Raw genomic sequence first — 13,006 nt, 5'->3', positions numbered from 1 at the left:
GGATGCCGCCGATCACACCCCCAAACCGGACACCTGGCACTCCAGGGCCGGACATACCACCCACCGCACCCAGGTGGCGGCCCGGACCAGGGGCTGAGCCGACGCACTCGGGCGGAGCGGACCGGGCACACCGCCCAACCGCGACGACCACGCCCGACACCCGACGGGACCGGACCGCACCCACGACACCGCCTAGGGTGGTCACCGTGGCGACCCTTCTGCTTCTGCGACACGGCCGGACGACCGCGAACGCCGACGGCGGGCTCGCCGGCCGGCAGCCGGTCGAGCTGGACGAGACCGGTCGGGCGCAGGCCACGGCCGTCGGGGAGCGGCTCAAGCCGGTGCCTCTCGCGGCCGTGGTGACCAGCCCGCTGATCCGCTGCCGGCAGACCCTGGAGTTGGCGCTGCCGGAGGCCGCGCCGGTCGTGGAGGACGGGCTGATCGAGTGCGGGTACGGCAGCTGGGAGGGGCAGCCGCTGAAGAAGCTGGCGAAGGAGCCGCTGTGGCCCGTCGTCCAGCAGCATCCCAGCGCCGCCGTCTTCCCCGAGGGTGAGGCGATGGCCGCCATGGCGGCGCGGGCGGTCGCCTCGGTGCGCGCCTGGGACGCGCGGGTGACCGCCGAGCACGGCGCCGAGGCGGTGTGGCTGGCCTGCACGCACGGCGACGTGATCAAGGCGATCGTGGCCGACGCGCTCGGCGTACACCTGGATCTCTTCCAGCGCATCGTCGCGGACCCGGCGTCGGTCACGGCGATCCGCTACACCCCGCTGCGGCCGTTCCTGATGCGGCTCAACGACACCGGCGGCGACCTGGCGGCGCTGGTCCCGCCGCCGCGGAAGCGGCGCCGGCGGGCGGCCCGCCCGGCCGACTCCGACGCGGCGGTCGGCGGGGGAGCGGGAGCGACCGCCCGGTGAGACCCCGCCGGGGGATCCGCGGACGCGGCCCGCGACGCCCGGCCCCACCGGGCGGCGATTCGGGTCGGTGGGGTGCGCGCTGCGTGGGCGCGCCGGATAGGGTCGAGGCATGACCCACCAGGTGCACGCCTTCGAGCCGCCGGAGCGGTTCGTCGCCGGGACCGTCGGGCCGCCGGGGGATCGGACGTTCTTCCTCCAGGCGCGCGGCGGAGGCCGGCTGGTCAGCGTCGCGCTGGAGAAGGTTCAGGTCTCGCTGCTGGCCGAGAAGCTGGAGGAGCTGCTCTCCGAGGCCCAGCGCCGGTTCGGGGTGAAGGTTCCCGAGCCCAGCGCCACGCTCGGCGACAACGACCCGCTGGACACGCCGGTCGACGAGGAGTTCCGGGTCGGCACGTTGGGGTTGGCCTTCGACGTCGACACCGAGACGGTGGTGATCGAGGCGATCGCCGTCGGTGAGACCGAGACCGAGGTCGAGCTCGGCGAACCGGACGACGAGGAGTCCGACGACGACGAGCCGGACGACGACCTGGACCGGCTCCGGGTGCGGCTGACCCCGGAGGCGACCCGCCAGTTCATCGAACGCGCCCGGCGGGTGGTCAACGCCGGCCGTCCGCCCTGCCCGCTGTGCGGCCAGCCGCTCGACCCCGCGGGTCACCTCTGCCCGCGCCACAACGGTTACCACCGGTGACCTCGTCCGACCTGCAACCCCGCCAGGACGGCGACGCCGCGCTCCGGTTGCTCCGGGACGGCACGCTCGACCTGGAGGGCCGGCTGGTGGACGCGTCGAACACCACGCTGCGGGGCGTGCTGACCCTGGACGGGGTGAGCGCCCGCTGCGTCTACAAGCCGGTCCGGGGCGAGCGGCCGCTCTGGGACTTCCCCGACGGCACCCTCGCCGGCCGGGAGGTCGCCGCGTACCTGGTGTCCCGCGCCACCGGGTGGGACCTGGTGCCGCCGACGGTGCTCCGGGACGGCCCGCTGGGCCCCGGTTCCTGCCAGCTCTGGATCGACGAGCCGGCCGAGGGGGAGCCGCTGGTCGGGTTCGTGCCGGTCGACGCGCTGCCGCCCCGCTGGTTCCCGATCGCCGCCGCCCGGGACGACGACGGCACCCCGTACGCCCTCGCGCACGCCGACGACCCGCGGCTGGCCCGGCTCGCCGTGCTCGACGCGGTCATCAACAACGCCGACCGGAAGGGCGGCCACGTGGTGCTCGGCCCGGACGACCGGATCTACGGCGTGGACCACGGCGTGAGCTTCCACGTGGAGGAGAAGCTGCGGACGGTCCTGTGGGGCTGGGCCGGCCGCGCGCTGCCGCCGGACGCGGTGGAGATGCTCGACGCGCTCGCCGGCCGGGTCGCCGGTGATCTCGGCGAGGAGTTGGGCGAGCACCTCACCCTCGGCGAGATCGCCGAGCTGGCGGCGCGGATCGAGCGGTTGCGTGCCACCGGCCGGTTCCCGCAGCCGCCGCAGGACTGGCCGGCGGTGCCCTGGCCGCCCATGTGAGCGACTGTCACGTTGATCACCGGTGGCGCGGCCCGGGGCCGCCCGGCGGCTGGTTAGGCTGGCGGTCATGGAGTCTTGGGTGGGGCATGAGGTGCCACGGCTGCCCGGCAGGGGCGGCCCGCTGTCGTTGTTCGACTCGGCGCGGCAGGGCGCGGCGCCCAGCACCCCGACCGGCGCGGGCACGATGTACGTCTGCGGCATCACCCCGTACGACGCCACCCACCTCGGCCACGCCGCCACGATGATCACCTTCGACCTGGCGCAGCGGGTGTGGCGGGACGCCGGGCTCGACGTGACGTACGTGCAGAACGTCACCGACATCGACGATCCGCTGCTGGAGCGGGCGGCCCGGGACGGCGAGGACTGGAAGGTCCTGGCGATGCGGGAGACCGCCCTGTTCCGGGAGGACATGGAGGCGCTGCGGATCATCCCGCCGGCGCACTACGTCGGTGCGGTGGAGTCGATCCCGGACATCGCCGAGAAGGTCCTCGTGCTGCTCAAGGAGGGCGCCGCGTACCGGCTGGACGACGGCACCGGCGACGTCTACTTCGACATCTCCGCCGCGCCCCGCTTCGGGTACGAGTCCAACCTGACCCGCGAGCAGATGCTGGAGATCTTCCCGGAGCGCGGCGGTGACCCGGACCGGGCCGGCAAGCGCGACGCGTTGGACCCGCTGCTGTGGCGCGGCGCCCGGGAGGACGAACCGTCCTGGCCCGGCGGTGACCTGGGTCCGGGCCGTCCCGGCTGGCACATCGAGTGCGCGGTCATCGCGCTCAACCTGCTCGGCGACCGGATCGACGTGCAGGGCGGCGGCAACGACCTGCTCTTCCCGCACCACGAGTGCTCCGCGGCGCACGCCGAGCGGCTGACCGGCCAGGCGCCGTTCGCCGGGCACTACGTGCACGCGGGCATGATCGGCCTGGACGGCGAGAAGATGTCGAAGTCCCGCGGCAACCTGGTCTTCGTGTCCCGGCTGCGGGCCGACAAGGTGGATCCGATGGCGGTCCGGCTGGCCCTGATGAGCGGGCACTACCGCACCGACCGCTCGTGGACCGACGACCTGCTGACCGCCGCGCAGGAGCGGCTGGCTCGCTGGCGGCGGGCCGGTGCCGCGCCGTCCGGGCCGTCCGGCGCGGCCTTCCTCGCCGGGGTACGCGAGCGCCTCGCCGACGATCTCGACACCCCCGGCGCGCTCGCGCTGGCCGACGCCTGGGCCGACCAGGCGCTCGCCGGCACCGGCGACGACCCGGAGGCGCCGGCCCTGTTCACGGCCACCGTGGACGCCCTCCTCGGCATCCGCCTCTAACCCGCCCTCCCCTTCCGTCCCGCCCTCCTCGTCGATCTTGCACTTTCGGCCTTCGATTCGCGGCTTGTGTCCCGGTCTGTCGGGGCAGAAACTGCAAGATCGCGGGCGGGGAGGGGTGAGTCAGCCCAGGACCAGGCCGGGGTCCGGGTCGGGGTCGGCGGTGGGGGCGGGGACGCGGTACTCCTCGGTCAGGGTGGTGACCGGGCCGGGCCAGGTGGCCTGGGCGACCTCGATCGGTTTGCGGTGCCCGTCGTACGCGACGTGCAGCAGGTGCAGGACCGGCGTGTCGGGGCGGATCTGGAGGATCTCCGCCTCCTCCCGGCTGGGCTGGCGGGCGCTGATCGTGTCGGTGGCGGTGACGTACCGCCGGCCGGTCGCCTCCTCGGCCTCCTGGTAGAGCGGCCGGCCGAACGCCTCGGCCCGCTCCAGCGAGGTGCCGGCGGTGTCGGCGGGCAGGAACCAGGAGGCGCCGACCTCGACCGGGGAGTCCTCGGTGCGGACCAGGTGCCGCCGGCAGAGCAGGTCGGTGCCGTCGGCGACCCCGAACGCGTCGGCAACCTCGGGCGGGGCGGGGGCCCGGCCGACGGAGAGGAGCTGCTGGCGGTACCGGGCAGCCAGGTCGGTGTGGTAGCCGCGGAAGCCGCCGTACCGGCCCCGGGAGAGGCGGTTGAGGCGGCGCCGGGTGCCGCGGACGTACGTACCGGAGCCGGGTTTGGTGATCAGGATGCCCTCGACCCGCAACTGGTCGACGGCGCGCTGCACGGTCTGCTTCGCGACGCCGAACATCTCGGCGATGGCCGGGATGGACGGCAGCCGCTCGCCCGGCCCCCAGTCGCCGCGGCGCACCTGGGCCTTGAGCTGCGCGGCGATCTGCCGGTGCGGGAACTCGGCCGCGCCGGGGTTGATCTGCACACCCGCCTCCTCGATCACAGCTAGGTTCCTAGGATGCCCTACGCGGTGTGGCGCGCGCCACCCCTGACACGCGGGGGAGCAGTGCAGAGCGAACCAGGGCACGAAGCGAGCCGGGCCCCAGGACGGATCCGGGGCCCGGTCAGCGGACGGACGTCACCAGGAGCCGGCGGTGGGACCGGCGGAGCCGCCACGGCGGCGCAGGTACTTCTCGAACTCCTGGGCGATCTCGTCCCCGGTCAGCGGGGTGATGCCGGCGTCGCCGACCCGCTCCTCCAGCTCGCGGACGTACTCGCCGAGCTCGGCGTCCTGCTCGGCCGCGCTGCGCACCCGCTGCTCCCACTCCGCGGCCTCCTCGGCGAGGTCGGCCATCGGCACCGGCAGGTCGAGCACCTCCTCGACGCGGTGCAGCAGGGCGAGGGTGGCCTTGGGGCAGGGCGGGTTGTTGGCGTAGTGCGGCACGTGCACCCAGAACGACACCGCGTCCACCTCGGCGCGGGTGCACGCGTCGTGCAGCACCCCGACGATGCCGGTCGGGCCGTCGTAGCGGGTCGGCGTGAGCTGGTAGCGCTCGGCGGCGTCCTTGTCGGAGGCGCTGCCGCTGATCGGCAGCGGTCGGGTGTACGGCACGTCGGCCAGCAGCGCGCCGAGCAGGACCACCCGCTCGACCTCCAGGCTGTGGCAGATCTCCAGCACCTGCTCGCAGAAGGTGCGCCAGCGCATGCTCGGCTCGATGCCCCGGATCAGCACCACGTCCCGTTCGGTGCCGGCCGGGCTGGCGACCATGAAGCGGGTGGTCGGCCACTCCACCCGGCGGGTCTCCCCGTCGGACATGGTGATGGTGGGACGGCTGACCTGGAAGTCGTAGAAGTCCTCCGGGTCGAGCTCGGTGACCGGCCTGGCCTGCCACACCTGCTCGAGGTGCTCGACGGCCGCGGTCGAGGCGTCGGCGGCGTCATTCCAGCCCTCGAAGGCGGCGATGGCCACGGGGGACCGCAGCACCGGCAGTCCGTCGAACTCGGTCATGCCGTCACCTCGCCCTGCTCGTCGGGGACGGCGCCGGGGTGGTGTCCGGCCGGCCGCCCGCCGTGCACGGTGGTGTCGCTGTAGTCCCTCACGTCCGTCAGCCTACGTGCCGGGACGGGACCCGGCCCGTCGGCCGCGCCGGTCGTGCCCGCCGCCGGCCGGTCATAGCATGGTGAGCCGGCCCGGGTGATCCCGGTGACAGAATGTGGGACCGGCGAGCCGGGGTCGACCACGCCGCGACCACTCCCACTAACCTGAACCTGTGCGGATCTCTTTGCTCGACGCGCTGGCGGACCGGATCCTGATCGCTGACGGGGCGATGGGGACGATGCTCCACGCGGCGGACCTGACCCTCGACGACTTCGACGGCCTTGAGGGCTGCAACGAGATCCTCAACGTGACCAGGCCGGACGTCGTCCGCGGGGTGCACGAGGCGTACCTGGCCGCGGGCGCGGACTGCGTGGAGACCAACACCTTCGGCGCGAACCTGCCGAACCTCGCCGAGTACGGCATCGAGGGGCGCATCCGCGAGCTGTCCGAGGCGGGCGCCCGGCTGGCCCGCGAGGCCGCCGACGCGTACGCCACGCCGGAACAGCCCCGGTTCGTCCTCGGCTCGATCGGCCCCGGCACGAAGCTGCCCACCCTCGGCCACGCCGCGTACGCGGCGTTGCGCGACGCGTACCAGGAGAACGCCGCCGGTCTGATCGCCGGCGGGTCGGACGCGCTGATCGTCGAGACCTGCCAGGACCTGCTCCAGGTCAAGGCGGCGGTGGTCGGCTCGAAGCGGGCGATGGCGGAGCTGGGCCGGCAGGTGCCGATCATCTGCCACGTCGCCGTCGAGACCACCGGCACCATGTTGCTGGGCAGCGAGATCGGCGCGGCGCTGACCGCGATCGAGCCGCTCGGCGTGAACCTGATCGGCCTCAACTGCTCGACCGGCCCGGCCGAGATGGGCGAGCACCTGCGCTACCTGTCGCAGCACGCCCGGGTTCCGCTGTCGGTGATGCCGAACGCCGGCCTGCCGGTGCTGACCTCGGAGGGCGCGTACTTCCCGCTGACCCCCGTCGAGATGGCCGACGCCCTGGAACGGTTCGTCGCCGACTTCGGCGTCTCGCTGGTCGGCGGCTGCTGCGGCAGCACACCGGAGCACATCCGGGTCCTCGTGGAGCGGCTGCGCGGCCGTACGCCGGTGGCGCGGGAGCCGCGGCCGGAACCGGGTGTCTCGTCGATCTACCACCACGTGCCGTTCGCCCAGGACGCCAGCGTGCTGATGGTGGGGGAGCGCACCAACGCGAACGGCTCCAAGGCGTTCCGCGAGGCGATGATCGCCGGTGACTGGCAGGCGTGCGTGGAGATCGCCCGCAGCCAGGCCCGGGACGGCTCGCACCTGCTGGACCTCTGCGTCGACTACGTGGGTCGCGACGGCACGCAGGACATGCGCGAGCTGGCCGGCCGGTTCGCGACCGCCTCCACCCTGCCGATCATGCTCGACTCGACCGAGCCGGCGGTGGTCGAGGCCGGGCTGGAGATGCTCGGCGGCCGGTGCGTGGTCAACTCGGTGAACTTCGAGGACGGCGACGGCCCCGACTCCCGCTACGCGCGGGTGATGCCGGTGGTCAAGGAGCACGGGGCCGCCGTGGTCGCGCTGCTCATCGACGAGGAGGGCCAGGCCCGCACCCGGGAGTGGAAGGTCCGCGTCGCCTCACGGCTGATCGAGGATCTGACCGGCCGCTGGGGCATGTCGCGGTCCGACATCCTCATCGACGCGCTGACCTTCCCGATCGCCACCGGGCAGGAGGAGACCCGCCGCGACGGCATCGAGACGATCGAGGCCATCCGGGAGATCGCCACCCGGTACCCGGGGGTGAACTTCACGCTGGGCATCTCCAACGTCTCGTTCGGCCTCAACCCGGCGGCGCGGCAGGTGCTCAACTCGGTGTTCCTGCACGAGTGCGTGCAGGCCGGGCTCACCTCGGCGATCGTGCACGCCAGCAAGATCCTGCCGATGTCGAAGATCCCCGAGGAGCAGCGGGAGGTCGCGCTCGACCTGGTGTACGACCGGCGTCGCGAGGGGTACGACCCGGTGCAGCGCTTCATCGAGCTGTTCGAGGGGGTCGACGCCGCGTCGGCGCGCGCCACCCGGGCGGAGGAGCTGGCGGCGCTACCGCTGAACGAGCGGCTCAAGCGGCGGATCATCGACGGGGAGCGCAACGGCCTGGAGGCCGACCTGGACACGGCCATGGCCGAGGGCCGGACGCCGCTGTCCATCATCAACGACATCCTGCTGGACGGGATGAAGGTCGTCGGTGAGCTGTTCGGCTCCGGCCAGATGCAGCTTCCGTTCGTGCTCCAGTCCGCCGAGGTGATGAAGACCGCGGTGGCGTACCTGGAACCGCACATGGAGAAGGCCGACGACGGCGGCAAGGGCCGCATCGTGCTCGCCACGGTGAAGGGCGACGTGCACGACATCGGCAAGAACCTGGTGGACATCATCCTGTCCAACAACGGCTACGAGGTGGTGAACATCGGCATCAAGCAGCCGATCAACGCCATCCTCGACGCCGCCGAGCAGCACCGCGCCGACGCGATCGGCATGTCCGGGCTGCTGGTCAAGAGCACGGTCATCATGAAGGAGAACCTGGCCGAGATGGCGTCGCGCGGGGTCGCGGAGCGCTGGCCGGTCCTGCTCGGCGGGGCGGCGCTGACCCGGGCGTACGTCGAGGACGACCTGCGGTCGATGTTCCCCGGGCAGGTGCACTACGCGCGGGACGCGTTCGAGGGGCTGTCCCTGATGGACCGGGTAATGACCGCGAAGCGCGGTGGCGCGCCCGTGGTCGACGCCGAGCGGGAGGCCGCCCTTGCGGCCCGCCGGGCCCGCCGGGAGCGGCAGCGAGCGGTGGTCACCGAGTCCCTGCCGGAGCTGAACGACTCGTCGGTCCGCTCCGACGTGGCGGTCGACGTGGAGCTGCCCACCCCGCCGTTCTTCGGCACCCGGGTGGTCAAGGGCGTTCCGCTGGCCGACTACGCGGCGCTGCTCGACGAGCGGGCCACGTTCCTCGGGCAGTGGGGGCTGCGTGGCGCGCGGGGCGGCCAGGGACCGTCCTACGAGGAGCTGGTGGAGACCGAGGGCCGGCCGCGGCTGCGCTACTGGCTGGACCGGCTCATCTCCGACCAGGTCCTCGAAGCGGCCGTCGTGTACGGCTACTTCCCGGCGTACTCCGAGGGCAACGACCTGGTGGTGCTGGACGAGAACGGCCACTCCGAGCGGGCCCGGTTCTCGTTCCCCCGGCAGCGGCAGGAGCGACGGCTCTGCCTGGCCGACTTCTTCCGCCCCCGCGGCGAGGAGCTGGACGTGGTGGCGTTGCAGCTGGTCACCGTGGGCCAGCCGATCAGCGAGTACACGGCGAAGCTGTTCGCCCGCAACGAGTACCGCGACTACCTGGAGGTGCACGGCCTGTCCGTGCAGCTCACCGAGGCCCTCGCGGAGTACTGGCACCGGCGGATCCGCGCCGAGCTGACCCTGCCCGGCGGGCGTACGGTGGCCGACGACGACCCGGCGGACCTGGCCGGCCTGCTGCGCACCGACTACCGCGGCTGCCGGTACGCGTTCGGCTACCCGGCCTGCCCCGACCTGGAGGACCGCGCCAAGATCGTGGACCTGCTGGGGGCGGACCGGATCGGCGTGCAGCTGTCCGAGGAGTTCCAGCTCGTCCCGGAGCAGGCCACCGACGCGATCGTCGTCCACCACCCGGAGGCGAGCTACTTCAACGCCAAGTGACGCCGTCACCGGGCCTTGAGCTGCGCAATCACCCTCCGATCACCCGCCTACGCCCTTCGGGAGGCGTCCAGAGCGGGTCAGAACGAGAAGTGCTTGACCACCGCCGAGCCCTGCTCCGCGGACCTGGCGTAGAAGGCCCGTAGGTCGTCGTGGTACTGAGCCAGGCGCTCCCGCAGCTCCTCATCCGACTCGGACGAGGGCAGTTGCCGCCACTCCTGCCACTGGTCCGGGAACGAAACTCTCTCCAGATACGCCGCCGTGCGTGCCACCTCCGGCGGGTCGAGCGCCACGTGGCCCGGGCCGCCGCCGGGGTCCGGTATGTGCCGACCTTCGAAGATGGGGAGCTCCCGGTCACGGCCCAGGTGCGACTGGAGCAGGTAGATCTCGTCAAGTTGGAAGAAGCCGGCCTCCAGCCATACTGCGTCACCTGCGCGGACCCGCCGGCGTAGCTCGTCGAACTCCACATCGAACAGGGCGTCGAAACCCGCCGGGCGCACGGGCAGCTCGGAAGATTCGAGCCCTTGAAAGTAGATCCACATGCTCACTCTCGGCAAACTACCTGGCGCCACCGACGCGAGCCCCGTGGCCAACCGGCACCGCAGGCACGAGCGCGTCGTCGACGAAGACCAGGTCCGGGCGGCCGACAGGCCAACGCCAAGTAGGAGGCACCGAGGGCTAACCGACGACGGCTCTCATGCTGTAGGTCGTGCGCAGCGCATCGTGGCTCAGTTCTTCTGCTTCCACCAGGCCGTGAGGACGGCAAGGAGAAAGAGGCAGCTAGGGACTGCGAACACCATCAGAGCAAACTCGATGATGGCGCCGGCATCCATAGGCCGACTGTAGATGACTCGCGAACCTCTGGTCCACGACGTCGAGAGACGCCCCGGCCGCGTGGGATCCAGGTCAGTTCTGCGGTTGCTGTCTCGCTGGCCATGACGCCGTTCCCCGGGCCTGACCGTTTGCTCGCGCCTCGGCCTCGATGATCACGTCAATCGGATGTCACGTCGACGTGCTTGACGTCCGCCATGTAGCGCGCGGCGGCCGCGGAGGCCTCGTCCGGCGTGCTTCCCTCTTCGCGGGCATGCAGGTACGCGGCGTACCAGTCCCACCAGTCGTGTGGTGGCGCGGCCGCCTCGAACGGGCCGTGACGTTCGGCTGTCTCGTGCAGCAGCGTTGCGAGCGTGGCGATATCCATGGTCAGTCGTCCCACTCCCGACCCGGGAGCCGGGTCGTGACCTCCTGAAGCAGCCACTCGTTGCCGTCCGGGTCGCTGAACGAGGCATGCGACAGGTAGGAGCGACGTTGCGGATCCGGGCCGGGAAGAAAATTCGCCCCGTCCCGGTGGAACACGTCGCTGACGTCGACGCCGCGGCGGACGAGATCCTCACGCGCCTCCTCGATGTCGGAGACCACCAGCTCCAGGCGCTTCGCGGAGCCCGGCTCGGCTGTGGTGAGGCCCTTCCCGAAGGCGATCGAGCAGGCCGAGCGAGGGGGCGTGAACTGGACCGCTCGGACGTCCTCGCTGAAGGCGAAGTCGATGTCGAGTCGCCAGCCGAGGCTCTGGTAGAAGCTCTTCGCCCGATCGACATCGGTGACGGGCAACGTCACGACCTCGAGCTTCATGTCGACGGTTCCCACTTCCTGCGTCTCCGTCGAGGTGTCGGTGCCGCTCATGTGGATCCTCCGGCCATCGGTGGGAATGTGCCGCTGCTTCGCGTCCGCTGGTCTGTCGCGACCGTGGGAACCTCCCGCCAACTCTCGGCCACCAAGGCCGCGATCAACGCACGCGTGACCGAGAACCGGGAGGGACTCCTGCCGCCTTGTTCCTACCGCCGGACGCTACCTGCGATTCGGCCATGTCACGGGAGGATCCGGAGGTTGTGCTGGTCGACTTCGTAACCGGTCCGTGTCACCGCCGTGGTCGGGTACGGAACGATCGATACGGCTGGGCGGCGGTGCCCGGGCAGGATGGACCAGGAGGCGAGGTTGCCAGCTGGAGGTGCGTGATCGACAGGGAAGCCCTCAAGAGGTTGGATGACGCCCGGCTCGATGCATGGGACATCCACCGTCTCGATGCCTTCGTCGGCCTGCTCGCCGATGATCTCGTGCTTCGCGACACCACGATCGGCGCGCCCGTGACCACCAAGGAGGGCGCGCGTGAATACGTACGGGCATGGCTGGACGCACTGCCGGACATGCGCGTTCGCCGTACCAGCCGCGTCGTGGACGAGGATGACGGTGCGGTCGCGGGCGAGGTGGAGTTCACCGGAACCCACAGCGGTCCCATGGTGGTGGGTTCGAACATCGGAGGCGGTGGTCGCCGAGCGTACGGCACCCGGGCCGCAGGCCGGCGCCGTTCGGCGCTGGTGGCGGCCGGCTGAACCGTCCGGGTGCCCGGGGCGTAGATACCTCCGATCGGCATGACGGGCGTACCGCCGGGGTACTGCACGCCGCATCGCCGACGGCCGGGAGGGCGCAGTGACGACGCGGACGGGACGACGGCCCGGTGCCTCGCTGGTGGGCCTGACGGTGGCCCTGGTGACGGCGGCCGGCTGCGTGGTGGGGGGAACGTCCGAACCCGGGGGAGCGCCGCCGCCCGAACGGCCCGCATCATCGGGTACGCCCGGTGCCGAGTCCACCCGCGCCGACGGTACGACCAGCGTCGAGGAGTTCCAGCAGGACGTCGCCGACGCACGCAGCATCGCCGAGCGGTACTGGGCGACGCAGTTCCGCGCCTCGGGGCAGGGGTTCCAGCCGATCCGCCGGGTCATCCCGTACCGGCGCAGCGGCGAGGTGAGCTGCGGCGGGCAGGAGATCCCCCGCAACAACGCGGTCTACTGCTCGGCCAGCGACTACATCGCGTACGACGTCAACTGGTCCTTCGGGGCCTTCCGGCAGATCGGCGACGCGTTCGTGTTCTACCTGCTCGGCCACGAGTACGCCCACGGCATCCAGACCCGCCTCGGCATCCGCTACAACTTCACCATCCAGCAGGAACTACAGGCCGACTGCATGGCCGGCGCGTTCCTCGGCGACTCCGTACGGTCGGGGACCCTGCGCCTCGACGACGGCGATTTGGAGGAGTTCCGGGAAGGGCTGCTCGCCGTCGGCGACGCCCCGGACCAGCCGTGGTTCGCCGAGGGGTCGCACGGCACCCCCGAGCAGCGCACCGGAGCGTTCTTCCGGGGGTACGAGAAGTCCCTGGACGCGTGTGACCTGACGTAGCGGCTCTGCCGCTGTGGTGTGGGTCGCTTGGGTCTTCCTGGGTGGTTGCGGTTGGGGGTGTGGCCCGCCGTGCCCGGCTCTGGGCGGTCAGGCTTGATCCCTGCGCCGGTCACGGCGGGCCACACCCCTGACCTGCTCCTGGTCCGCCCGGCCGCGCCGGCTCAGCCCCGTATCCGGGCGACATCTTGGAGGGAAATGGCCCCTGAAAGGCCGAAATCGTTCCATGACCTCGGTGCGCCACCTGCGCTGGTTGGGCGGTATGTCCGGCTGGGGGGTAACCCTCTGGCGCCGGGCGTCCGGTTTGGGGGTGTGATCGGGGGCATCGCGGGGGTGGAATCGTGGCGGGGG

General features: G+C 71.9%; 12 protein-coding genes. 7 read left to right on the top strand and 5 right to left on the bottom strand.

The features are described from left to right. Positions 1–197 precede the first annotated feature (197 nt). The 4 genes from HCJ94_RS21865 (at position 198) to mshC (ending at position 3,720) form a co-directional block, all read left to right on the top strand. Positions 198–914: an MSMEG_4193 family putative phosphomutase gene (locus HCJ94_RS21865; protein WP_168002907.1), complete on the top strand. Its 717-nt coding sequence runs from the start codon at positions 198–200 to the stop codon at positions 912–914. Between the two features lie 109 nt (positions 915–1,023). Then, complete coding sequence (locus tag HCJ94_RS21860; RefSeq protein ID WP_168002906.1) at positions 1,024–1,599, top strand: DUF3090 domain-containing protein; 576 nt, start codon at positions 1,024–1,026, stop codon at positions 1,597–1,599. Further along, complete coding sequence (locus tag HCJ94_RS21855; protein WP_168002905.1) at positions 1,596–2,414, top strand: SCO1664 family protein; 819 nt, start codon at positions 1,596–1,598, stop codon at positions 2,412–2,414. The genes HCJ94_RS21860 and HCJ94_RS21855 overlap by 4 nt, the downstream gene beginning before the upstream one ends. Positions 2,415–2,481: 67 nt before the next feature. After that, positions 2,482–3,720 carry a cysteine--1-D-myo-inosityl 2-amino-2-deoxy-alpha-D-glucopyranoside ligase gene (mshC, locus tag HCJ94_RS21850; RefSeq protein ID WP_168002904.1) on the top strand — a complete coding sequence of 413 codons (1,239 nt, stop codon included), beginning with the start codon at positions 2,482–2,484 and terminating at the stop codon, positions 3,718–3,720. Positions 3,721–3,840: 120 nt separating this feature from the next. On the opposite strand, the gene HCJ94_RS21845 is transcribed toward mshC, so the two are convergent. Further along, positions 3,841–4,632 carry a GntR family transcriptional regulator gene (locus HCJ94_RS21845; RefSeq protein ID WP_168002989.1) on the bottom strand — a complete coding sequence of 264 codons (792 nt, stop codon included), beginning with the start codon at positions 4,630–4,632 and terminating at the stop codon, positions 3,841–3,843. Positions 4,633–4,785: 153 nt separating this feature from the next. Further along, complete coding sequence (locus tag HCJ94_RS21840) at positions 4,786–5,655, bottom strand: PAC2 family protein (RefSeq protein ID WP_168002903.1); 870 nt, start codon at positions 5,653–5,655, stop codon at positions 4,786–4,788. A 262-nt stretch (positions 5,656–5,917) separates the two neighbouring features. Here HCJ94_RS21840 and metH point away from each other — a divergent pair, with 262 nt between their 5' ends. Beyond that, on the top strand, positions 5,918–9,433 hold the full coding sequence (gene metH, locus HCJ94_RS21835) for a methionine synthase (protein ID WP_309227378.1): 3,516 nt from the start codon (positions 5,918–5,920) through the stop codon (positions 9,431–9,433). Positions 9,434–9,510: 77 nt separating this feature from the next. Here the strand turns inward: metH and HCJ94_RS21830 are convergent, their stop codons facing one another. From HCJ94_RS21830 to HCJ94_RS21820, 3 genes are all read right to left on the bottom strand, one after another. Continuing rightward, complete coding sequence (locus HCJ94_RS21830; protein ID WP_240944423.1) at positions 9,511–9,972, bottom strand: DUF1877 family protein; 462 nt, start codon at positions 9,970–9,972, stop codon at positions 9,511–9,513. A gap of 449 nt (positions 9,973–10,421) precedes the next feature. Further along, complete coding sequence (locus tag HCJ94_RS21825) at positions 10,422–10,628, bottom strand: bleomycin resistance protein (RefSeq protein ID WP_168002901.1); 207 nt, start codon at positions 10,626–10,628, stop codon at positions 10,422–10,424. Positions 10,629–10,630: 2 nt separating this feature from the next. Continuing rightward, entirely contained in the window at positions 10,631–11,107 is a 477-nt protein-coding gene (locus HCJ94_RS21820; RefSeq protein WP_168002900.1) for a VOC family protein, read from the bottom strand. Positions 11,108–11,436: 329 nt separating this feature from the next. Here HCJ94_RS21820 and HCJ94_RS21815 point away from each other — a divergent pair, with 329 nt between their 5' ends. Continuing rightward, on the top strand, positions 11,437–11,814 hold the full coding sequence (locus tag HCJ94_RS21815) for a nuclear transport factor 2 family protein (RefSeq protein ID WP_168002899.1): 378 nt from the start codon (positions 11,437–11,439) through the stop codon (positions 11,812–11,814). A gap of 97 nt (positions 11,815–11,911) precedes the next feature. Beyond that, positions 11,912–12,658, top strand: coding sequence for a neutral zinc metallopeptidase (locus tag HCJ94_RS21810; RefSeq protein WP_168002898.1), 747 nt, complete (start codon positions 11,912–11,914; stop codon positions 12,656–12,658). Positions 12,659–13,006 lie beyond the last annotated feature (348 nt).

Origin of the sequence: Micromonospora thermarum (assembly GCF_012034245.1) — a bacterium.
GTDB lineage: Bacteria > Actinomycetota > Actinomycetes > Mycobacteriales > Micromonosporaceae > Micromonospora > Micromonospora thermarum.
Note: the sequence above shows the minus strand (reverse complement) of the source record. Positions and strands in the feature narration are given on the sequence as shown.

Bases quoted from the DNA above. Each gene is read 5' to 3' on its own strand.
- HCJ94_RS21860 (WP_168002906.1), top strand. From the start codon at position 1,024: ATGACCCACCAGGTGCACGCCTTCGAGCCGCCGGAGCGGTTCGTCGCC.
- HCJ94_RS21840 (WP_168002903.1), bottom strand. From the start codon at position 5,655: ATGACCGAGTTCGACGGACTGCCGGTGCTGCGGTCCCCCGTGGCCATC.
- mshC (WP_168002904.1), top strand. From the start codon at position 2,482: ATGGAGTCTTGGGTGGGGCATGAGGTGCCACGGCTGCCCGGCAGGGGC.
- HCJ94_RS21830 (WP_240944423.1), bottom strand. From the start codon at position 9,972: ATGTGGATCTACTTTCAAGGGCTCGAATCTTCCGAGCTGCCCGTGCGC.
- HCJ94_RS21825 (WP_168002901.1), bottom strand. From the start codon at position 10,628: ATGGATATCGCCACGCTCGCAACGCTGCTGCACGAGACAGCCGAACGT.
- HCJ94_RS21820 (WP_168002900.1), bottom strand. From the start codon at position 11,107: ATGAGCGGCACCGACACCTCGACGGAGACGCAGGAAGTGGGAACCGTC.